General features: G+C 53.9%; 24 protein-coding genes. 23 read left to right on the top strand and 1 reads right to left on the bottom strand.

What is annotated here, in order from left to right; translation table 11 throughout:
- Genes radA through ACLGL1_RS02160 form a run of 11 tightly spaced genes read left to right on the top strand, consistent with a single transcriptional unit; the run spans position 1 to position 9,032 of the window.
- The gene (radA, locus tag ACLGL1_RS02210; RefSeq protein ID WP_411007162.1) at positions 1 to 1,383 is read left to right on the top strand and encodes a DNA repair protein RadA; all 1,383 of its coding nucleotides are present in this window, start codon (positions 1 to 3) and stop codon (positions 1,381 to 1,383) included.
- Positions 1,380 to 2,474 (top strand): DNA integrity scanning diadenylate cyclase DisA, encoded by a 1,095-nt coding sequence (disA, locus tag ACLGL1_RS02205; protein ID WP_411007161.1) that lies wholly within the window; start codon positions 1,380 to 1,382, stop codon positions 2,472 to 2,474. Before radA ends, disA begins: the two co-directional genes overlap by 4 nt.
- 57 nt (positions 2,475 to 2,531) lie before the next feature.
- Positions 2,532 to 3,665: a PIN/TRAM domain-containing protein gene (locus tag ACLGL1_RS02200; protein WP_411007160.1), complete on the top strand. Its 1,134-nt coding sequence runs from the start codon at positions 2,532 to 2,534 to the stop codon at positions 3,663 to 3,665.
- 1 nt (position 3,666) lies between these two features.
- Positions 3,667 to 4,368, top strand: a complete 702-nt coding sequence (gene ispD / locus ACLGL1_RS02195; RefSeq protein WP_411007159.1) for a 2-C-methyl-D-erythritol 4-phosphate cytidylyltransferase — start codon at positions 3,667 to 3,669, stop codon at positions 4,366 to 4,368.
- Positions 4,353 to 4,832, top strand: coding sequence for a 2-C-methyl-D-erythritol 2,4-cyclodiphosphate synthase (gene ispF, locus ACLGL1_RS02190; RefSeq protein WP_411007158.1), 480 nt, complete (start codon positions 4,353 to 4,355; stop codon positions 4,830 to 4,832). Before ispD ends, ispF begins: the two co-directional genes overlap by 16 nt.
- Before the next feature lie 4 nt (positions 4,833 to 4,836).
- Complete coding sequence (locus tag ACLGL1_RS02185; RefSeq protein ID WP_411007157.1) at positions 4,837 to 5,229, top strand: Mini-ribonuclease 3; 393 nt, start codon at positions 4,837 to 4,839, stop codon at positions 5,227 to 5,229.
- Positions 5,213 to 6,043, top strand: a complete 831-nt coding sequence (thyA, locus tag ACLGL1_RS02180) for a thymidylate synthase (RefSeq protein ID WP_411007156.1) — start codon at positions 5,213 to 5,215, stop codon at positions 6,041 to 6,043. The genes ACLGL1_RS02185 and thyA overlap by 17 nt, the downstream gene beginning before the upstream one ends.
- Before the next feature lie 8 nt (positions 6,044 to 6,051).
- Positions 6,052 to 6,540 carry a dihydrofolate reductase gene (locus tag ACLGL1_RS02175; protein ID WP_411007155.1) on the top strand — a complete coding sequence of 163 codons (489 nt, stop codon included), beginning with the start codon at positions 6,052 to 6,054 and terminating at the stop codon, positions 6,538 to 6,540.
- A complete protein-coding gene (gene rlmB / locus ACLGL1_RS02170; protein ID WP_411007186.1) occupies positions 6,537 to 7,289 on the top strand; it encodes a 23S rRNA (guanosine(2251)-2'-O)-methyltransferase RlmB in 753 nt (250 codons plus the stop codon). The genes ACLGL1_RS02175 and rlmB overlap by 4 nt, the downstream gene beginning before the upstream one ends.
- Positions 7,286 to 7,804 (top strand): NYN domain-containing protein, encoded by a 519-nt coding sequence (locus tag ACLGL1_RS02165; protein ID WP_411007154.1) that lies wholly within the window; start codon positions 7,286 to 7,288, stop codon positions 7,802 to 7,804. Before rlmB ends, ACLGL1_RS02165 begins: the two co-directional genes overlap by 4 nt.
- A gap of 13 nt (positions 7,805 to 7,817) precedes the next feature.
- Positions 7,818 to 9,032 (top strand): PAS domain-containing protein, encoded by a 1,215-nt coding sequence (locus tag ACLGL1_RS02160; RefSeq protein WP_411007153.1) that lies wholly within the window; start codon positions 7,818 to 7,820, stop codon positions 9,030 to 9,032.
- Between the two features lie 67 nt (positions 9,033 to 9,099).
- Here the strand turns inward: ACLGL1_RS02160 and ACLGL1_RS02155 are convergent, their stop codons facing one another.
- Complete coding sequence (locus ACLGL1_RS02155; protein ID WP_411007152.1) at positions 9,100 to 9,447, bottom strand: hypothetical protein; 348 nt, start codon at positions 9,445 to 9,447, stop codon at positions 9,100 to 9,102.
- Between the two features lie 88 nt (positions 9,448 to 9,535).
- Here ACLGL1_RS02155 and ACLGL1_RS02150 point away from each other — a divergent pair, with 88 nt between their 5' ends.
- From ACLGL1_RS02150 to ACLGL1_RS02095, 12 genes are all read left to right on the top strand, one after another.
- On the top strand, positions 9,536 to 10,009 hold the full coding sequence (locus ACLGL1_RS02150; protein WP_411007151.1) for an RrF2 family transcriptional regulator: 474 nt from the start codon (positions 9,536 to 9,538) through the stop codon (positions 10,007 to 10,009).
- On the top strand, positions 9,999 to 11,273 hold the full coding sequence (locus ACLGL1_RS02145; protein WP_411007150.1) for a hemolysin family protein: 1,275 nt from the start codon (positions 9,999 to 10,001) through the stop codon (positions 11,271 to 11,273). Before ACLGL1_RS02150 ends, ACLGL1_RS02145 begins: the two co-directional genes overlap by 11 nt.
- Positions 11,274 to 11,275: 2 nt before the next feature.
- Positions 11,276 to 11,677 carry a metallopeptidase family protein gene (locus ACLGL1_RS02140; RefSeq protein WP_411007149.1) on the top strand — a complete coding sequence of 134 codons (402 nt, stop codon included), beginning with the start codon at positions 11,276 to 11,278 and terminating at the stop codon, positions 11,675 to 11,677.
- Complete coding sequence (locus ACLGL1_RS02135) at positions 11,664 to 12,374, top strand: pseudouridine synthase (protein WP_411007148.1); 711 nt, start codon at positions 11,664 to 11,666, stop codon at positions 12,372 to 12,374. Before ACLGL1_RS02140 ends, ACLGL1_RS02135 begins: the two co-directional genes overlap by 14 nt.
- Positions 12,371 to 12,961, top strand: coding sequence for a haloacid dehalogenase-like hydrolase (locus ACLGL1_RS02130; protein ID WP_411007147.1), 591 nt, complete (start codon positions 12,371 to 12,373; stop codon positions 12,959 to 12,961). The genes ACLGL1_RS02135 and ACLGL1_RS02130 overlap by 4 nt, the downstream gene beginning before the upstream one ends.
- Before the next feature lie 170 nt (positions 12,962 to 13,131).
- A complete protein-coding gene (locus ACLGL1_RS02125) occupies positions 13,132 to 14,115 on the top strand; it encodes a CoA transferase subunit A (protein WP_411007146.1) in 984 nt (327 codons plus the stop codon).
- Entirely contained in the window at positions 14,112 to 14,942 is an 831-nt protein-coding gene (locus ACLGL1_RS02120; RefSeq protein WP_411007145.1) for a CoA-transferase subunit beta, read from the top strand. Before ACLGL1_RS02125 ends, ACLGL1_RS02120 begins: the two co-directional genes overlap by 4 nt.
- Before the next feature lie 202 nt (positions 14,943 to 15,144).
- Complete coding sequence (locus ACLGL1_RS02115; RefSeq protein ID WP_411007144.1) at positions 15,145 to 15,360, top strand: hypothetical protein; 216 nt, start codon at positions 15,145 to 15,147, stop codon at positions 15,358 to 15,360.
- Positions 15,361 to 15,603: 243 nt separating this feature from the next.
- Complete coding sequence (xsc, locus tag ACLGL1_RS02110; RefSeq protein WP_411007143.1) at positions 15,604 to 17,370, top strand: sulfoacetaldehyde acetyltransferase; 1,767 nt, start codon at positions 15,604 to 15,606, stop codon at positions 17,368 to 17,370.
- 210 nt (positions 17,371 to 17,580) lie between these two features.
- The gene (locus tag ACLGL1_RS02105; RefSeq protein ID WP_411007142.1) at positions 17,581 to 17,973 is read left to right on the top strand and encodes a hypothetical protein; all 393 of its coding nucleotides are present in this window, start codon (positions 17,581 to 17,583) and stop codon (positions 17,971 to 17,973) included.
- 124 nt (positions 17,974 to 18,097) lie between these two features.
- Positions 18,098 to 19,549 carry an APC family permease gene (locus ACLGL1_RS02100; RefSeq protein ID WP_411007141.1) on the top strand — a complete coding sequence of 484 codons (1,452 nt, stop codon included), beginning with the start codon at positions 18,098 to 18,100 and terminating at the stop codon, positions 19,547 to 19,549.
- Positions 19,550 to 19,620: 71 nt separating this feature from the next.
- Positions 19,621 to 20,979 carry an aminotransferase class III-fold pyridoxal phosphate-dependent enzyme gene (locus ACLGL1_RS02095; RefSeq protein WP_411007140.1) on the top strand — a complete coding sequence of 453 codons (1,359 nt, stop codon included), beginning with the start codon at positions 19,621 to 19,623 and terminating at the stop codon, positions 20,977 to 20,979.
- Positions 20,980 to 21,042 lie beyond the last annotated feature (63 nt).

Here is a 21,042-nt window from a genome sequence, read left to right as displayed (position 1 = left end):
ATGGCAAAACGCAAATCGATATATGTATGCCGGGAATGTGGTCATCAATCTCCTCAATGGCTGGGGAAGTGTCCGGGCTGCGGGGCCTGGGACAGCCTGGTGGAAGAAGTGCCGGTGGCTGTGTCGACTAAGCACCAGGCGGCCCGGTTGACGCCACCGGGCCTGGGGATCGACCGGGCAGTGCAGGCAGAGCCCCTATCGGCCATTGACAATAGCCAGTTGGCCCGGATTGGGACTGGGTCCCAGGAGCTGGACCGGGTTTTAGGTGGTGGCTTAGTGCCCGGGGCCCTTATCCTCCTGGCTGGTGACCCGGGGATCGGGAAATCAACGCTTACCATGCAGCTCATGGCCGGCGTCCACTTGGACGGGCCGGTGCTCTACATCTCCGGGGAAGAATCCCGGGGACAAATCAAGTCCCGGGCCAACCGGCTGGGGGCTGACGGGGATAAGATCTATCTCCTGACCGCCAACCAGATGGACCTCATTGAGGGGCATATCGACAGGATCCAGCCGAAGCTGATTGTTTTGGACTCGGTCCAGACGGTCTATGACCCGGACCTGACGTCGGCTCCTGGGACCGTCAGCCAGCTCCGCCAGGTGGCTAGCCGGAGCATGGGTTGGGCCAAGGGCCGGGGGATTCCAACGATTTTAATCGGCCATGTAACCAAGGACGGCAGTGTTGCCGGGCCCCGGGTCATGGAGCATATGGTGGACGCGGTCCTTTATTTTGAAGGGGACCGCCATTCTCAGTACCGGATCCTCCGGGCCTTTAAGAACCGGTTCGGGGCCAGCCATGAAATTGGCCTTTTTGATATGACCCGGGCCGGCCTGGCTGAGGTGCCCAACCCGTCGGCGGCCTTTTTGGCTGAGCGGCCGAAAAACGCGGCCGGCTCGGCGGTGACGGCCACCATGGAGGGCAACCGGCCTATTTTGCTGGAAGTCCAGGCCCTGGTGGCCTCGACGGTTTTCGGCTATCCCCAGCGCAAGACCACCGGGGTGGATAATGCCCGGGCCCTGATGCTCATGGCTGTCCTGGAAAAGCGGTTGGGCTTGGCCTTAAGCAAGGAAGATGTCTACCTGAATGTCGTTGGCGGCCTGCGGATTGGGGAACCGGCCGCAGACCTGGGCATTGCCTTGGCCGTCGTCTCTGCCTTTGACAACCGTCCCCTACCGGAAGATGTGCTCTTCCTGGCTGAGGTCGGCCTCACAGGCGAATTGCGGCGGGTCAGCCAGCTTTCCCGCCGCCTCCAGGAGGCAGCCCAAATGGGCTTCCGGCGGGCTGTGGTCGCAGCCGGGAGCCGGGTTGACGATGTGGATATTGAACTCATCAGCTGCAATAAACTATCTCAGGCGGTAGAAAAAGTATGGGGGGCGCTTGTATGACCAAACAGAGTAATATTAGCGAAATCCTGGAAATGGTTCGCATGACGGCCCCGGGCACCCGGCTCCGGGAGGGGCTGGATAATGTTTTGCGGGCCAATACCGGGGGGCTCATTATTGTCGGAGACTATGATAAGGTATCGGCCCTGGCAGAAGGTGGCTTTCACATCAATGCTCCCTATACGCCGGCCCACCTCTATGAGCTGGCCAAGATGGACGGGGCCATCCTGCTGTCCAAGGATTGCACTAAAATTTTCAGTGCCAACTGCCACTTAAACCCGGATCCCGGCACGCCATCGTCAGAAACGGGGATTCGCCACCGGACGGCTGAGCAGACCGCCCGGCAGACCGGGGAGCTGGTCATCTCTATTTCCCAGCGGCGGCAGCTGATCACCCTCTACCGAGGGAGCCAGCGCTATGTCCTTCGGGAGAGTGCCAGCCTCTTGAATACGGCTACCCAGGCCATTGAGGCCCTGGAAAAGTACAAGAATGCCCTGGACGAGGCCTTTGTCCGCCTGTCTCTGGAAGAATTTGACGATATGGTCAGCCTGGCCGATGTGGTCCAGGTGGTCCAGCGGGCCGAAATGCTGAAACGGGTTGATAATGAACTGACCCTCTATATTGCCGAACTGGGCACAGAGGGTCGCCTGGTCAGTATGCAGGCGGAAGAACTCATGAGTAACGTAGACCTTGATGAGCGGATGGCCCTGAGAGATTACCTGGTCTTCGATGACGAAAGCCCGGAGGCGGACCAGGTCAGTACAGCCTTGGATAAACTTGGCCGCCTGTCCAGTGAAGACCTGCTAGATGGGGACCGGCTGGCGGGTATTTTAGGTTATACCGGTTATAGCGACAAGGAACGGCGGAACCAGCTCTACTCCCGGGGCTACCGGATGCTGCACAAGATTCCCCGGCTCCCGTCATCGATTATTGATAATGTGGTGGAAACCTTCCTGAACCTGAACCGGATCACCAAGGCCAGCATCGACGACTTGGATGAAGTTGAAGGGATTGGCCCGGCCCGGGCCCAGCAGATTTCTACCGGTCTGGACCGGCTGCGGACTCAAACCATTATGGACAGCCACTGGTTCTAGTTCCAGGCTGAGTTGCCGGTGGACGCTCTTGTATTCCATTGAAGGGAGGTGAAGAAGATGCCATTAAAAATAGTGCGTGGATTTCTCATGTTATTTGGGGCGGTGAGTGGCTACTTTCTCGGATCAGTCGGCTATCGACAACTGATCGAACCGCTTAATCTGAACTTTTTGCCGTCACTCTCTTTTATGCCAATTATCGCCGGACTTATTTTTTCTTTATTATTCATGCTGATAGGCTTCGCCATAGCCCAACCCTTGATTAATGCCTTTGTCCATGGAACCCGTTTCTTAGAAGCCCGGCTTTCTGACGTGCCCTTAAGGGGCTTGGTTTCCGGGACCCTGGGCCTGATGGCTGGGCTGGTGGTTTCCCTGCTGATTATTCCGGCCGTGAAGACCCTGCCCTTGATCGGGGCCTATATGCCCCTTTTTATCATGCTCGTTTTAGGCTACCTGGGGGCTTCTATGGGCTACCGCTGGCGGGATGCCCTGGTGGCCTTACCGGATACCCTATTGGCCCATATGAACAAGCGGCCGGACCGGAAGCCTCGGAAGGAGGCCCCTAAGGGAACCGGAGACCTGGCCAGTGATTTCTTGCCGGGGACCCGGCCCAAGGTTCTGGATACCTCGGTCATCATTGATGGCCGGATTGTAGATATTGCCCGGTCCGGCTTTTTAGAGGGTCCTCTCATTATAACCCCCTATGTCTTGGATGAATTACGGCATATTGCCGATTCAGCCGATGCCTTAAAAAGAAACCGGGGCCGGCGGGGCCTGGATGTCTTAAATGACTTGCGGGAATGCGGTGTCCAGGTGGTTACCCTCAATAAGGACTACCCGGATATTGTTGAAGTGGATGCCAAACTGGTCATGCTGGCCAAGGACCTGCAGGGTTGTGTTGTGACCAACGACTACAACCTCAATAAGGTTGCGTCCTTTCAAAATGTTGAAGTGCTCAATGTCAATGAGCTGGCCGGCGCCATTAAAACAGTGGTCCTCCCGGGTGAAGCCATGCGGGTTGAAGTGGTTGGCCGGGGGAAGGGGGCCCACCAGGGGGTGGGTTACCTGGAGGACGGGACCATGATTGTGGTAGAAGGCGGGCGCGACCGGGTCGGGGAAAGCCTGGATGTGGTGGTGACCTCGGTCATCCAAACCAATGCCGGCCGGATGATCTTTGTACGATTGGAGGACTAGGGTGTTAGGGATAGTGGTTTTGGCTGCCGGCCGCGGCAAGCGGATGGGGGCAGGAGGAAATAAATTATTTTTGCCCCTGGGCGGGCAGTCGGTCTTAAGCCTGGCCCTTTGCCATATTAGGGCCGGGGCCCCGGCCTGTCCCCTGATGGTCGTTTACCGGCCCGGAGAAAAGGCCCTTGTCCAGGCTGCTTTGGCAGAAGCAAGCCTGGATCCTGACGAGGTCCTCTTGACGGAAGGAGGGGCCGAGCGCCAGGATTCTGTTCGTCAGGCTCTCTCTGCCTTGCCGGCCGACTGGGACCGGGTTCTCATCCATGATGGGGCCCGGCCTATCCTACGGGCTGCTTTAATGGCCAGGCTGGTCCGGGGCCTTGACCAGGCTGCAGCTGTGATCCCGGTCCTGCCGGTGACCGATACGGTTAAGCAGGTGGATTCTGAAGGCTATGTCCTTAAAACAGTGGACCGGACCAAGCTCTACCGGGTTCAAACCCCTCAAGCCTTTCAAGTGGCCCCCCTGCAGGCCTACCACAGCCGCGCCCTAGAAGAGGGGTTGGCTGTGACAGATGATGCGGCCCTTATGGAAGCCTATGGGGAAGCCGTCCTCACGGTGGCCGGTGACCCCTATAATATCAAGGTCACCCTACCGGCAGACCTCCCCCTGGCAGAACTTTATTTAAAGGAGAGCGGACTATGCGGATCGGATTAGGTACAGATGTCCACGCCTTTGCAGAGGGGCGGCCCCTTATCCTAGGTGGGGTGACCATCCCCTGTGACCGAGGGCTGGCCGGCCATTCAGATGCTGACGTCCTGGCCCATGCCTTGACCGACGCCCTTTTAGGGGCAGCAGGCTTGGGGGATATCGGCCGCCACTTTCCGGATACCGACCCGGCCTACAAGGGGGCCGATAGTCTCCTGCTTTTAAAGGAGGCCTACCGGTTGGTTCGGCAGGCCGGCTACCGGCTGGGCAATGCCGACTGTGTCATTATGGCCCAGGCCCCCAAGCTGGCCCCCTATATTGACCAGATGAGTCAACAGCTGGCTGGGGCCCTTGCTGAAGAGGCGGACCGGGTGCATATCAAGGCCACCACAACGGAAAAACTGGGTTTTGTCGGCCGCCAAGAAGGCATTGCCGCCCAGGCGGTAGTCCTGTTAGCGGTGGATAGTGAGTGATTTGATGACAGAAAAAGAAGCCTTTCATTTATCCGCCCTTACCCTGGCCTGGGTAGGGGATGCAGTTTATGAACTACACCTGCGCACAGCCCTCTTGGCAGAGAGCCACAAGGCCTCTACCCTGAGCCGCCTGTGTGTGGGTTTTGTTAACCATGGGGCCCAGTCCCGGGTGCTTTCAGCCCTTGAGCCCCTCCTCACCGAGAAGGAGGCCCAAATCTTGCGCCGGGGCCGGAATGCCAACGGGTCTGTTCCCCGGGGCGGCAACCCCGGCGATTACCGGCGGGCCACCGGCCTGGAAGCCCTGGTCGGCTACCTCTACTTGAGCGGGGAGACCGACCGGTTAAAGGAGCTCTTTTCGATGGTAGATAAGGAGTACGGAATTGAGTCAAGCAGATAATATTTTTATAGACAACTGTCGGGAAATTTTGACCAAGGGGGTCTGGGACAAGGACTACCCCGTCCGGCCCCGGTGGGCAGATGGGAGGCCGGCCCATACCATCAAAGCCTTCGGTCTCGTGAACCGCTACAATTTAGCTGAAGAATTCCCGGCCCTCACCCTGCGTCGGACCTATTATAAAAATGCCGTTGATGAACTCCTCTGGATTTGGCAAAAAAAATCCAACCGGGTGGCTGACCTGAAAAGCCGGATCTGGGACGCCTGGCAACGGCCTGACGGGACCATCGGCAAGGCCTATGGCTACCAGTTGGGGGTGGTCCACCACTACCCGGAAGGGGACTTTGACCAGGTGGATAAACTGCTCTATGACCTGGTCCATACCCCCCATAGCCGGCGGCTCATGACCAATATTTACAACCATGCCGACCTCCACGACATGGCCCTCTACCCCTGTGCCTATTCCATGACCTTTAACGTAAGCGGCAAAAAACTCAACGCCATTTTGAACCAGCGGAGCCAGGACATGCTGACGGCCAACAACTGGAATGTGGTCCAGTATGCGGTCCTGGTCCATATGCTGGCCCAGGTGACCGGCCTTGAGCCAGGGGAATTTGTTCATGTTATTGCTGATGCCCATATTTACGACCGGCACGTGGACATGGTTCGCGAGTTACTTGACCGGGAGCCTCGGCCGGCGCCGGTCCTCCGGCTCAACCCGGTAGTGACCGATTTTTACGACTTTACAGTGGATGACGTGGTCTTAGAGGGCTATGCGCCCTATGAATTTAACCATAAAATTCCGGTAGCAGAGTAGGTGATCATATGGAATTTATCGTAGCTGTTGACCGCCACTGGGGCATTGGCCAAAAGGGGCAGATGCTCTTTCATGTGCCGGCTGACCTGGCTTTTTTTAAAGAGACAACCATGGGCGGGGCCCTGCTCATGGGCCGGAAAACCTTTGAAAGCCTGCCCGGGGTCTTACCCGGCCGGCTGAACCTGGTCCTGACCCGACAGACGGATTATGATGCCGGCGAGGCCCGGGTGGTTCACTCGGTAGAAGAGGCCCTGGCTGCCGCCGGTGACCGGCGCTTATTTTTAATTGGCGGCGGCGACCTCTACCAGGCCCTCTTGGACCAATGTGAGGCTGGGTATGTGACCCGGATTAATGCAGAAGCCCCGGCGGATACCTATTTTCCGGATATGGGGGCAGAGGCAGGCTGGCTGCCGCCGGAAGTCATCCGGGAAGGGACCGATAACGGCTATGCCTTCCGGATTGAACACTACCGGCGGGAAGAAGCGCCACAAGAATAGAGGAGGCAGTTACCATAGCTGATTTATACGGAAGAAATGCGGTCCGGGAGGCCCTGAAAAGTGAGGCCGACCTCCAGCATATTAGCTTAGCAAAAGGGGCTAGACACGGTGTTATTGAGGACATCAGGCGGCTGGCCAAAACAGCCGGCGTTCCGGTCCGAGAAGTCGACCGTCGGGTCCTGGACCGGCGGTTTCCAGGCAAAAACCACCAAGGGGTGGCAGCCACCCTGGCAGACCTGCCCTATGTTGAATGGGAGGAGATCGTTCGCCGGGCCAAGGCCCAGGGCGAGGTCCCGCTGATTTTACTCCTAGATGACATTGAAGACCCCCAAAACCTGGGGGCTATGATGCGGTCGGCAGATGCCTTCGGTGCTCACGGGATTATTATCCCCAAAAGGCGGGCCGCCGGCCTAACCGAAGGGACCATGAAAGCGGCCTGCGGGGCCGGTGAATACGTCCCGGTGGCCCGGGTGGCCAACCTGGTTAACACCCTGAAGGCCTTGAAAAAAGAAGGCTTTTGGGTTTGCGGCAGCGCGGCCGATGGGACGGATATGTATGAGACCGACCTGACCGGGCCCCTGGTCCTGGTCATCGGCAACGAGGGCAAGGGGATGGGCCGCTTGGTCAGTGAGACCTGCGACTTTATCGCCAGCATTCCTATTGGCGGCCAGGTCGGGTCTTTGAATGCCTCGGTGGCCTGTGGCATCCTGCTGGCTGAAATCAGCCGGCAGCGGAGGCTTAAGCAGTGACGACCTGGCTCATTGTCGATGGCTATAATATGATCGGCCAGTGGCCGGCCCTGAGCGGAGACGGGACCCGGAGCCTGGAGGAGGCCCGGGATGATTTGAACGCCCGCCTGGATGAATACGGGGCCCTGAGTGGCTGGCGGGTCCTGGTGGTTTACGATGGTTACCGGGTCAAGGGAAATGCCGGCAGTACCCGGCGCTTTCCCTACCTGGAAATCATCTACACCCCTGAAGGGGTCACCGCTGATATGGTTATCGAACGACTGGCGGCCCAGCTGCCCAAGCGGAGTCACTTTTATGTCGCCTCCGGGGACCGGTTAATCCAGGAAACGGTCCTCTCTTTAGGGGGCCTTCGGATGACCGGACCAGAGCTTAGACAGACCCTTGCCGATGCACGGGTCAAGGCGCACCGGCTGATACATAAAGAAGTGCCGCGATCAACCCTTGACGGCCGGATTGACCCTGAGGTCCGCAGTCAGTTAGAGAAATTAATTAAAGAAGACGACAGACCGTCGTGAGAGGAGACCGGGTATGCATTACACCGATATTCTTGACGTGGACAAGAAAAACGTGCAAAAGGCGCGTAAGTACAGCTTGTCCATTATGGATGAAGAGATGAGCGTTGAAGAAGTAATCCGCACCCTACATGAAAAAAATATCAGCGTAGAGCCTGAAGAATACTTCTATGCCCTACAGGTGATCAGTGAAAACACTGACAATGAAGAAACCCTTATTAATGCATTTCCGGGGATGTTCAAAGCCTTTGAGGCCCACTTAAAACCAGAACCGCCAAGAAAATTTTCTAAGGACCACCCCCTACGCCTATACCGGCAGGAAAACGAAGCCATGTACGACTACTTTGATGATGGCGTCCACATGCTCCGCTATGAATTTGACCAGGCGGCCTGGATCCGCTATGCCAAAGAGGCCCAGGTCTATAAAACCCACCTGGTCCGCAAGCAAAACCAGCTCTACCCCCAGCTGGGAGATAAGGGGATCACCGGTCCCCTGCGGATTTTATGGTCCTATGATGATGATGTTAAAAATGCCCTGACAGAGTTTGAAAAGGCCACCTTAGACGGGCATGAGAAGGCCATCCAATCGGCCTTTTACACCGTCTATGATGTGACCGCCTTTTTGATGCGGATTGAAGAAAAACTTCTGTATCCGGCGGCCTTTAAGCTTTTAACCCTAAATGAATTTATCAAGATGGAAGTCGGCGATGATGAAATCGGCTATGCCTTTATTGAACCGCCGGCCCACAGCCAGAAGGAACGGCAAATGATGCGGGGGCTGGAAATCCTCATGCTCCACCATGACGGGAGTGAGCTGTCTGGCGACACGATTTTAAATCTGTCCACCGGGCGGATGAGCCTGAGACAGCTCAACCTCATGCTGAGCCACCTGCCCTTTGACCTGACCTTTATCGATGAAAACGACCTGGTCCGTTTCTACAATTCCCGGGCCAACCGGCTCTTTCCCCGGTCAGCAGGGGTCATCGGCCGAGATGTGAAAAATTGTCACCCCCGGGAGAGCCTGGCTAAGGTGGAGGCCCTGATTGAAGACCTGCGGACAGGCCAGCGGGCCTATGCAGACTTTTGGTACCCCAGAGGGGAGGAGATGATTTTGGTTCGTTACATTGGCGTCCGGGACAGTTCGGACGTTTTCCGGGGGATTTTGGAATTGGCCATGGACCTGGCCCCCTTCCAAAAAATCGAAGGCGTCCACCGCTTGGCGGATGAATAAGGGCAAGCAAAAAGCCGGAGAAAGATTCTCCGGCCATTTCTAGCATGGGGTAAAATAGGGGAGCGCTTTAGTCATCCACCTCGCCGTCCTCGCCAATTAAGGGGACAAAGGCAGGCACCGGGGACCAGACCGGCCGCATGGCAATGAGGGACAGGGCTCGGGCCTTTTCTAAAATTGGGGCGATGGCTTCTTCCGGTCCTTCAATGACCAGGTAGTCATTGGCCTGGCCGACACTGGTCATCCATTCATTGATTTCAGTGACGGTTTCTTCGGGTAGGGGGCCCTTGTCCACCTGCTTCCAGGGCATCCGCAGGGTGACGGGCAGCTTGAGCAGGCGGTCGCCCCCCATGGTCGCTAAAGAATTATAATGTAAGTCATCTAAGCGTGTATTGGTTAATAACAGTGCTTGTGTCATTTGCATGCCGCTCCTTTCTACCCCCATCATACAGGGGGGGCGGCCGGCTTGCAAGTCTTCCAGGCAACCATTAAGACAGGAGGCGCCTATGAAAATATCTACCAAAGGCCGGTATGGACTACGGGTCCTCATCGATTTAGCCGAACATTCATCTGAAGACCAGCGTGAAACCCTCCGGGCCATATCCGACCGGCAGAAGATTACGATTAAGTACTTAGAGCAAATTATGGTTCCCCTCCTGCAAGATGGCTATATCAAGAGCTTTCGCGGCCACTCGGGCGGCTATGTCCTGAGCCGGCAGCCGGCAGACATCCGGGTGGGTGATGTGGTCCGGACCATGGAAGGGTCCCTGGCCCCGGTGGCCTGCCTGGAAACAGATGCCGGCCACTGTCCCATGGCCGATGACTGCCCCACCCTGGTCCTGTGGCAGGGCTTGGAGGCCATTATTGAGGCCTATTTGGATCAAATTTCCCTGGCTGATTTAATCAATAACACGGTAGAAGACTTTGTTGTGGTCCGTCGTGCAGACTACCTAAAGGAAGGGAGTGCCCATGAGTCCTAGTGGATATGTCTTAGCCATCGTAGTCCTTTTGTGTGGATCCGCCTTCTTTTCTGCCTCTGAAACGGCCTTTACCTCCTTAAATACCATCCGAATGAAAAAAATGGCCGCCGATGGGAATAGGAAGGCAGAGCGGGTCTTGGCCATGGCCGAGAATTATGAGCGTTTATTGAGCTCTATTTTGATTGGTAACAATATCGTTAACATCACCTGCGCCTCCCTGGCAACGGTCTTGTTCGTGGACCTGATGGGGGCCCGGGGGATAACCATTTCCACTATTGTCATTACCATTGCCACCCTGACCTTTGGTGAGATTACCCCTAAAACCATTGCAAAGGAGCGGGCAGAGGCCATCAGCCTTGCTTTCAGCGGCCCCCTGCACGCCATTATGGTGGTCTTTAGGCCCCTGACGGCTATTTTTGGTCTCTTGCAAAGCAGCCTGGGCCGGTTCTTTGGCGGCAATGAAGATGCCGGCATCACCGAAGACGAGCTGATGACCATTGTCGATGAGGCCGAAGAATTCGGCAATATTGAGGCTGATGAACGGGAACTCATCCGGAGCGCCATGCAATTCGACGACCGGACTGTAGGGGATATTTATACCCCCCGGGTCCATGTCGTTGCTGTTGATGAAACCGCGGAGATTGAAGAAGTCATTGACCTCTTTAAGAGCAGCGGCTATTCCCGCCTGCCGGTTTACCGGGAAACCATCGATAATATTATCGGGGTTATCCATGTGAAGGACTTTTACGGGATGCTCCTGCAACAGAAGCAGGTCCCCCTCCAGGATTTAGCCAAGCCAGTGGGCTTTATTATGGAAAACAGAGACTTGGCCCGGCTGATGACCGCCCTGCAGCAGGATAAGTCCCACATGGTCGTCGTGACCGATGAATATGGAGGTACCGTCGGGATTGTTACCATGGAGGACCTCATTGAAGAATTGGTTGGGGACATCTGGGATGAATATGATGAGGTAGAGGCCCACCTGCACAAGGTGGCCCCGGGCAACTACCTGGTCAGTGGCCAGGCGGAAGTGGATGACATCCTGCCCCGCTTTAATGTCAAAACAGAGGACATTGAGGCCAATACCGTCGGCGGTTGGCTGACCGATATCCTGGGCCGGATTCCCCGTAAGGGGGATGAACTGACCCTCCAGGACTTCAGCGTCCGGGTTGAGCGGGCTAACCCCAGGTTTGTAGAGGAACTGCGCTTTACCCTTCGGACGCCGGGGGCAGACAAGTCCCCGGACCTGGCAGAGGAGGCTTAAAGATGGCTTTTCCAACAATTGATGAAGTCCAGGAGATGCTGGAGGCGGCCTGTGAGGAAATCCCTGAGGCCTTTTATGATGAGCTGAACCTGGGCATTCATTTAGAGTCGGAGGCCCTGCTCCATCCCGAAGGGCATGGGGACCTCTATATCCTGGGCCAATACTCTGTCAACCTGATTGGCTGCCAGATCAGTATTTTTTACGGGTCTTTTAAGGCCGTCTTTGCAGATGCCGACCGGGATGAGCTGAGCCGGCAGGTCAAGGAGACCCTCCTGCATGAATTTCGCCACCATATGGAACGCCGGGCCGGTGAGCGAGACCTGGAAATTGAAGATGAAGAGGAATTGGCGAGCTACCACCATGACTATGCTCTGCGGGTAGGAGGAAAAGATGCGTCTGGATAAATTTTTGCATGACATGGGCCTGGGGTCCCGGAAAGAACTGGGCCAGGCCATCCGGCGGGGCCGGGTGACCGTTGACGGCCAGCCGGTCGACCGGCGGGATTTTCAAGTTGGCGCAGAGGCCCTGGTGACCTTTGATGGGGCCCCCCTCAGCTACCAGGATGCCCAGTACCTGATGGTCCACAAGCCGGCCGGGGTGGTCACTGCCATGAAAGATAGCCGAGACCAGACGGTCATGGACCTCTTGTTTGGCCAGTCGAAAAAGCTGCGGCCCGTTGGCCGCCTGGATAAGGATACCACCGGCCTCTTGCTCCTCACCACAGATGGGCAATTGGCCCACCGCCTGGCCTCCCCCAAGTATAATATTCCCAAAACCTATCGTTTTACCTATAGCGGAGACTTCCCCCTGGATGCCGTCGAGCAGGTGGCCCGGGGCCTGACCCTGTCCGACGGGCCAACCCGGCCGGCCAAGTTAGATTTGACGGGGCCCGACCAGGCCCAATTGACCCTTTCCGAAGGCCGGACCCACCAGGTCAAGCGGATGTGTCATGCCCTGGGCGGGGAGGTCCTGACCCTCCACCGAGTCCGGCTGGGACCCCTGTGGTTGGGTGACCTGGCTGAAGGCCAATGGCGGAGCCTCAGTCCGGAAGAAATCACTGCCCTATATGCTGCCAGCGGTTTAAACAAGGAGGCGCTATGAGAGTATACGACTTTGACGAAACCATCTATGATGGCGACAGCACCGCCCACTTCTTTTTCTTCCTGCTCCGGCGTCACCCCGGCCTGGTTCGCTTCCTACCTGAAGGGGGCCTGGCTTTTTTGCGCTACAAGTTTGGCGGCTGGACCAAGACCCGGTTTAAAGAAAGGCTCTACCGCTTGTTTCAGGGGGTAGAGGATATTGAAGCTGAGGTGGCCGCTTTTTGGGCGGCCCACCGGGCGGGTATTAAGGAATTCTACCTGACCCAGCAGGCGGCAGATGACCTGGTTATCTCCGCTTCGCCCCGCTTTCTTCTAGCCCCAATCTGTGCCGACTTGGGCATCCACCAGCTCCTGGCCTCAGAGGTGGACCCAAAAACCGGTTTCTACCGGGGGCTCAACTGCTGGGGGGATGAAAAGGTCCGCCGCTACCTGGAGGCCGGCTACCGGTTGGAGGATATGACGGACTTTTACTCAGACTCCTTTTCCGATGCCCCCCTGGCCGTCCGGGCCAAGCGGGCCTGGCTGGTTACAGGGATGGACATCACACCCTGGCCCGGCCACTCCATGGAGGCCCAGACCCTTCAGTGAAGAAGATTTTTCTACCCATAAATCCCTATCAGTTCAAGACCTACTGCCAGCCTGGCGGCAGGTCTTTTTTTCTGTTCACTTGTTTGTAAAGGCAAATTGACAGGGCTCCCGTCATGAAGTATGATTTTAATATGGGAAATTTCTGCCAATTTAGAGAGGAGCGACATGCCATGGAAGATATAAGAAAAAGGCAAACCGTAGCGGATCTGGCAGCAGCCATTCCTGATGGGGCCTGCCTGACCTTTAGCGGTTTTACCATTTGGCGGCGGCCAATGGCCTTGGTCTACGAGCTGGTCCGGCAAAAAAAAAGACACCTGCACCTGATTGAGGTCAATGGGGGTACCCATTCGGATATCCTGGCCGGGGCAGGCTGTGTGGATATTTGGGAGTCCTGCTTTATCGGCCACGAGCTTTATGGCAAGCTGGGTAATAACATGGCCAGACGGATCCAGGCCGGGGAAACCATCTGCGAAGACTACAGCCACTATCAAATTTTGCTCCGCCTGGCTGCCGGGGCTGCCGGGATGCCCTTTATGGCCACCACAGCTGCCAAGGGGACGGATATTATGAACCCCGCTTATGATATGCTGGGACGGGCCGGCCTGCGGGATGGCAGCCGACCTAAAATTCCCAAGAAAAAATTTGACTACATCAAGGACCCCTTTTATGGCGGGACCGAGTACATCCTCCTGCCGGCGGCCCAACCGGATATTTGCGTGGCCCATGTCCACCAGATTGGTGACCAGGGCACCATCCGGGTAGAAGGGCAACGCTACAGCGATGTCGAAGCCATGAAGGCCGCAGACCGGCTCTTTGTTATTGCCGAAGAGGTCGTTCCGGAAGACTATCTGCGGCAAGAGCCGGCAGCTAATATTATCCCCCACTATATGGTAGAGCGGTATGCGGAAATGCCCTATGGGGCCCACCCGACCGGCTGTTACAACCGGTATGAAATAGACGGTGACTTTATCCGGGCCTATTACAAGCAGACCAAGACCCAAGAGGGCTTCGATGCCTGGGCCGAGGAATGGATCTTTAGCCTGCCCAACTTCGAGGCCTACCTGGAAAAATTAGGCTTCGGCCGCCTGCAGAACTTAACAGCCAACAGGGCCATCCATTACAGTACGACGATTAAGCGAGGTGCAAAAAAATGAGCAAGTGGGAGACCTATAAAGATAACTTTGACCACGCTCAGGTAGGGGAGTATGAAGTCATTGACCTCTTGGCAGTTGCCGGGGCTCGGGAAGTCCGGGACGGTGAAACGGTCTTTGCCGGCACAGGCCTGCCCATGCTTTCCGTTACCCTGGCCCAGCGAACGGGTGCTGGCCACGCCTCTATTATTTACGAAGCCGGCTCCATTGACGGCCGGCCGGAAAGCCTGCCCTCCTCCGTTGGCGATGCCCGGTGTGAACAGCAGGCCTCTGTGGTCAGCGGTCTGGCGGATGTCTTTGGCCAGCTGGAGCGGGGCCGGATCGACCTGGCCTTCTTAGGTGGGGCAGAAATCGACCGCTACGGCAATGTTAATACAACCGTGGCCGGGGACTATCTAAACCCGGACCGCCGTCTAGCCGGCAGTGGAGGGAACCCGGATATCAACGCCTTTGCCGGCCGTACCATCTTTACTATGGTTCAGGAAAAACGCCGCTTTAAGGAAAAGGTGGACTATATCACCTCCCCCGGCTGGCGGTTACCTGACTGGCAGGATGGGGGCAGGGTCAAGAGCCGGCAGGAAATTTTTGGCGATGCCTTCCGGGGCGGTCCCCAGGTGGTCATTACTAATATGGCCGTTTTCCGCTTTGATGACCAGTCAGGGGAAATGTACCTGGATACGGTTCACCCGGGCTACACGGTTGAAGATATTCAACAATTGGTGGGATGGGATCTGGATGTGTCCCGGGTTGCCGGTGAAACAGAGCCGCCAAGCTACCATGAGCTCTACCTGCTTTATGAAGAGATCGATCCGGAAGGTTTGTTTTTGTAAGCGCCATAAATAGGAAGGTAAACGATGAGGTTTAAGAGTTATAATCTGTTCTTATGGAATAGACAAAATGGACTTATAGGCAAAACCTACAACCAACCGTGTGATGCAAGGAATGCTTGTAATCAAGGGGCCTATTAATAAATAAGGTATTTGGGTATATATTAATATAAAGCCTGTAGTCTTGTTTAGGAGGTAGTTTAAAATGGAAGTTGATTTAAGGAATATTGGCAATGAAGAAGATTGTGAAAACATGAAAAAAGTCGCTTCAAAAGCGGGTGTTCAGGTGGTCTGCTCTGATGAAGATGAGAAGGAATTGGAGCGGGATGGGGCCCTTGACCTTTCCGATGCGGAAGACTGTGAAAACATGAAAACTGTAGCCTCAAAAGTTGGCATGCAAGTTGTTTGTGATGATGAGTAAAAAATAAAAAAACTCAAAGGTTATAAAAACCAGTCCTCTCCGAGAGGACTGGTTTTTTATTCCTGCCATAAGTATTGCAAATAAGTTCCAGGTCGTTTATGATTGGTTCAACGGCAAAGGGAAGACTTACCCAGGAAACCACTAGAGTTTTCCCCCTACATCATTGAAGTTGTTTTTAAGCTGCATGGTGTTGCTGAATACAAATGGTTATATTGATGTTCTTACTCAAAGGAGGAAATTTTAATGGCAGAAAAACAAAAAATGACGCCATCAGAAGCGATTGTTGAACAGCTTCGTGCTGAAGGTGTCGAGTATTGCGCCGGTATCGTCGGCTCCGCATTCATGGACATGTTGGACCTCTTCCCGGATGCAGGGATCCGCTTTATCCCTTGCCGGGATGAACACACTGCTGGGCACATGATGGACGCTTACAACCGCATTAGTGGTAAAATTGGTGTCTGCACCGGTCAGAACGGCCCTGGGATTACCAACTTAATCACTTCTATTGCTACCGCTTATCAAGCACACAGCCCGGTCCTCGTTATTGGTCCTTCTGCTGGTTCTGCTTCCGTAGGCTGGGACGGCTTCCAAGAAGTTGACCAAGTGCCGATGTTTAAACCTATTACCAAAAAATCTTTCGGCATTCCGCATCCTAGCCGTGCAGCTGACTGCGTACGTACCGCTTTCCGCGTCATGTATGCTGAACGTGGTCCGGTTTACCTTGATGTTCCCCGTGACTATTTCTACGGCGAACTGGAAGACTTCATCCTTCCTCCTGAAGAATACCGCAGCACCTCAGGCCTGATCCCTGACGGCGAAACCATGAAACGGGCTGCAGAAGTCATCGCTAACGCTAAACGTCCCGTCATCATCAGCGGCCGTGGTGTTGTTGACTCTGACGCTTTAGACTATGTTGAAAAAATCGCTGAATACCTGAGCTGCCCGGTTGCTACCACCTACCTCCACAACGATGCTTATCGTTTCAGTGATCCCCACTGGGTAGGGCCTATCGGCTACATGGGTTCCAAGGCTGCTATGTACTCCGTACGTGACGCTGACGTTATCTTAGCTATCGGCTGCCGTCTGTCCTATTTCGGGACCCTTCCCCAATACGACATCAAATACTTCAAACAAGACGGTTCTCAAGAAATCGTTCAAATCGACGTTCAAGCGAAACAAATCGCTCGTACCCACCCGGTTAAAGTTGGTATCGTCGGTGATGCCCGCGTAACCGCTGAAGGCCTCTTAAAACTTCTTCAAGAAAAAGGCGACCGTAAACCGGATCAAGCCCGCTTAGATGAAATCAAAGCCCTTCGCGCAGACTGGGATAAAGAAATCAAAGACCTGGCTATGGAAGAACCGGCTGAAGGCACCATCCACCCGCGTCGTCTCCTCTATGAAATGATGCTGGCTAAACCGGAAGACTGCATTGTTACCACCGACATCGGTAACGTTTCTTCCACCGCTAACAGCTATCTCCGCTTCAACAACCCCCGCTTACACGTTGCCTGCTTAACCAACGGGAACACCGGCTTCGCTTTCCAAGCTGCTCTTGGGGCTAAACTGGCTGCTCCGGACCAACCGGTTATGTCCTTAGCTGGTGACGGCGCTTGGGGTATGAGCTTCTATGAAGTTATGACCGCTGTTCAAGAAAATCTGCCGGTTGTTGCTGTTGTCTTCCGTAACAATGCATGGTGCGCTGAGAAGAAAAACCAAGTTGACTTCTACAACGACCGCTATGTTGGTTGCGAAATTGAAGCACCGAGCTGGGCTGAAGTGGCTCGCGTCATGGGCGCTGAAGGTATCTATGTTGACAAGGCTGAAGACTTGGCCGGCGCCTTCAAGAAAGCTTTTGACCTGACCATGAATGAGAAGAAAACCGTTGTCTTGGAAGTCCGCGTTGACGGCACCAAACTGGCACCGCCCTTCCGTAAAGACGCTCTGAAACTCCCGGTTCGCTTCCTTGACCGCTATAAACACCTCGACTACAGAGAATGGAAAAAAGACTGAGTTAACGACTCAATCTCATAGGAAATGTAGCATCATGATTGGCTGATGCCTTGCCGCCACATTCGCCATTATGAATGTGGCGGCTTTGCATTGGGGGGCCAATTTATGAAACACGAGGGAAAGAGGAGCCTTACAGAGGCTCGAATCAATTCTAAGCCAGCTACCATAGCGCCATCGCCGCACTTATTCCGCCTGAAGGATGGCAGCTGTGTGTGGGACATTCTCGGTGCAGGGCCGGACGGAGAAGAAATCCCTGCCCGCACAGGAGATGACCAGGCACGCTACAAGATTCACTACGCCTTTGTTGGCGGTAAACGCCACCATTGTGTGGCCTTACGGGTAGAAGACCGGACAGAGGGGCCTCATGATATTGAATGGCTCTATGTACGTTCCTATACCGGCGGACAAATTCGCTTCATTAGAGAGGGCGAAGAAGCAGAAGCGCTTTTGGCTATGGCTGAAGATGATGCTTATATGTTTTGTCAGAATGATCCTTGTATTGAATGTGCCTTTGCATGTAAGGTAGGCTTTGAATTTTATGCCTACTCGACATCTGAAGGACTTATTAAGGATGAGGCTAAGATTATTTACAGTAGAAGGTAATCACTAGAGTAAATGATTTTAGCAAAAGGTGTGGACGCATGAATAATAGCTGGCGTGGCACCCACAGAGGGGTTAAGACCGTATCACTGTCATGAGAAATGACACGTCCAGAAAGAGTTGATTTATGAACGACAAGAAGACCATTCAACCGACAGAAGAAGTTAAATTTGAAAAAGCCTTATCGCCACTTTCTATTTGGGGGTTGGCACTTGGCGCAATGATCGGCTGGGGCTGCTTTGTCCTCCCCGGTAATGAATTCTTGCCTAAGGGCGGACCGCTCGGCTCAACCATTGGGCTGATTATCGGTGCCCTAATGATTATTATCATCAGTTTCAGCTATTCCTACCTCATTAGCAAGTTTCCGGTGGCCGGCGGCGAATTTGTTTACGCTTATGCTGCCTTTGGGAAAATCCCTGCTTTCTTATGTGGTTGGTTTATTGCCATTGCCTATTGGGCCTTGATTCCCATGAACGGGACCGCAGTAGGCCTGATTGGCCGGTATATTTTTCCTGGGATTTTACAACATAAGGTCCTATATACAGTTGCCGGTTGGGAAGTATATGACGGCGAGATTATTGTCAGTGTGCTAGCCATTCTTATCGTAGGGCTCATTAATATGAGAGGCGTTAAGGCTGCTGGTTGGTTTCAGACCGCCGTCGCCTTAGGGCTGGTTGGGGCCATCCTTTTGGTCACTGCCGGGGTGATGATTTCAGAACCATCTCTGGATGATTTGAAACCCTATTTCCCGACAGGTTCTAGCCCGATTAAAGGCATTTTTGCAATCGCCGCTATGGCACCCTGGGCCTTTGTTGGCTTTGACTGTATTCCACAGGCTTCGGAGGAATATGCTTTTTCGAATAAAAAAACCAAGAAACTCCTCATTTCATCCATCGCTATTGCCTGTTTAATGTATGCACTAATGAACCTGGTGACAGGCATTGTTTTACCCTGGGAACAATTTTTAGCAGAAGGACATTTTTGGCCTACAGGTTTTGCTGTTGAAATGGTAGTCGGTAAGATTGGCTTGCTCTTTTTAGGGATTGCCATGTTCTGCGGGATTGTCAGTGGGCTCAATGCCTTCTATTTAGCCGGTAGTCGCCTGCTCTACTCTATGAGTTTAGCTGGCGCCCTTCCAGATCCCTTCAAAAAATTGGATTCTGTATACAAAGTGCCCCGGATGGCCATTATCTTTATGATGGTTTTAGCCATCATTGCCCCCTTCTTTGGCCGGCAAGTCCTGTCCTGGCTGGTTGATATGACTTCTGTAGGTGCGGCTATGGGTTTTGCCTTTACAACGGCATCTGCATCCCGGTTTGCTTATAGGCATGGCAACCGGTCCCAGTTTATCGTCAGCCTGATTGGCCTGACCTTTGCACTGATTTTCCTTTCCTTATTGTTGTTACCCTTTACGCCGGGTACCCTGTCTATGGAGGCCTGGGTCTGCCTAATTATCTGGATTGCAATCGGCGCTGTCTTCTACTTTGTCAAGCGCCATGACTATGCTAAATCCACCCAGCTGGAAGAATCCATTAAAGATTTAAGCGATGAAGCAGACCACGATCATTTAGCTTTTTAGATTCATTGCAGTTCGGTTGAATATCATATTAATGCCTGTTGCTTAAAGAAATCATCGAAAGGATGAACAGAATGACTTACAAATTACCAAAATTCACCCGTGAAGAAGTTCTCGAAATGGACCATAAGTACAACGTCCATTCCTGGTCTGCTCAAAAAGCCTTGAAAAACATTATTCCTGTTGAAAAATCTGAAGGCATCTACTTCTGGGACTATAATGGCAAACGTTATGCCGATATGTGCTCCCAGCTGGTTAACATGAACCTGGGTCATGGCAACCAACAAATTATCGATGCCATTAAAGAGCAGGCTGAACAACTCTGCTTTATTGCTCCTGGTCAAGCTGTTGGCATCCGGGCTGCTTTGGCTAAAAAAATCATTGAACATGCCCCTGAAGGCATGAGCCGGGTCTTCTTCACCAATGGTGGGGCTGACTCCAATGAAAACGCCATTAAAATGGCCCGTCAAGCTTCTGGTAAGCAAAAAGTCCTTTCCATGTACCGGTCCTACCACGGGGCTACCATCACTGCCGGTAACGTATCCGGTGACAGCCGTCGCTTTGCTGCTGAAATCGGTGGGAGCGCGCCTGGGATCGTTCACTTCTTTGGCCCCTTCCCTTATCGTGAAGAAATCGAATTCGAAAGCGAAGAAGCCTTAACCGAATACTACCTGAAAATGCTCCGTAAGCAAATCATTGCTGAAGGCCACAACAATATTGCGGCCATCATCTTAGAAACCGTTATCGGGGCCAATGGCGTTATTTTACCGCCTAAGGGCTATTTAGCCGGCATCCGGGCCCTCTGTGATGAATTTGGCATCTACATGATCTGTGACGAAGTTATGGCTGGCTTTGGCCGGACCGGGACCTGGTTCGCTGTTGACAACTGGAACGTATCTCCGGACATGATCACCTTTGCTAAAGGGGTTAACTCCGGTTATGTACAACTCGGTGGGATTATCATGAATGAAAAAGTGGTTTCCCACTTTGATGACAATGTCCTCCAATGCGGCTTAACCTACCAAGGCCATCCCCTGGCTTGTGCTTCCGCCTATGCTTCTATTGAATATATTGAAGAAAACAAGGTCTTAGATAATGTTCAAAAAGTAGGCAAGGTCCTGGGCGAATGCCTGGAAGAACTGGCTAAGAAACACGCTTGCGTTGGTGAAGTCCGCTACATTGGCCTCTTCAGCGCTATTGACCTGGTTAAGAATAAAGAAACCAAGGAACCAATTGCTGAATACGGTATTGATACCACCGGTAACCAGAAGAAGGTTGTTGCCAAGTGTAAAGAACTCGGCTTCTACACCTATGGCCGTGACAACTGCATCCAAATTTGCCCGCCGCTCATCATCACTGAAGAAGAGCTGCGTGAACAAATGAAGGTTCTTGATGAAGTTCTGACCTGGGCTGACAATGAATTTTGCAAATAAACCGGCTTGAAGGCCTGCCATTAAGCTAGAGAAGCACCCTGGGAAAAATTTTCCCGGGGTGCT

It is taken from the genome of Peptococcus simiae, assembly GCF_046569735.1.
Lineage (GTDB): Bacteria > Bacillota > Peptococcia > Peptococcales > Peptococcaceae > Peptococcus > Peptococcus simiae_A.
The sequence above is the reverse complement of the archived record's forward strand: the minus strand, read 5'-3'. Positions and strand labels throughout refer to the sequence as shown.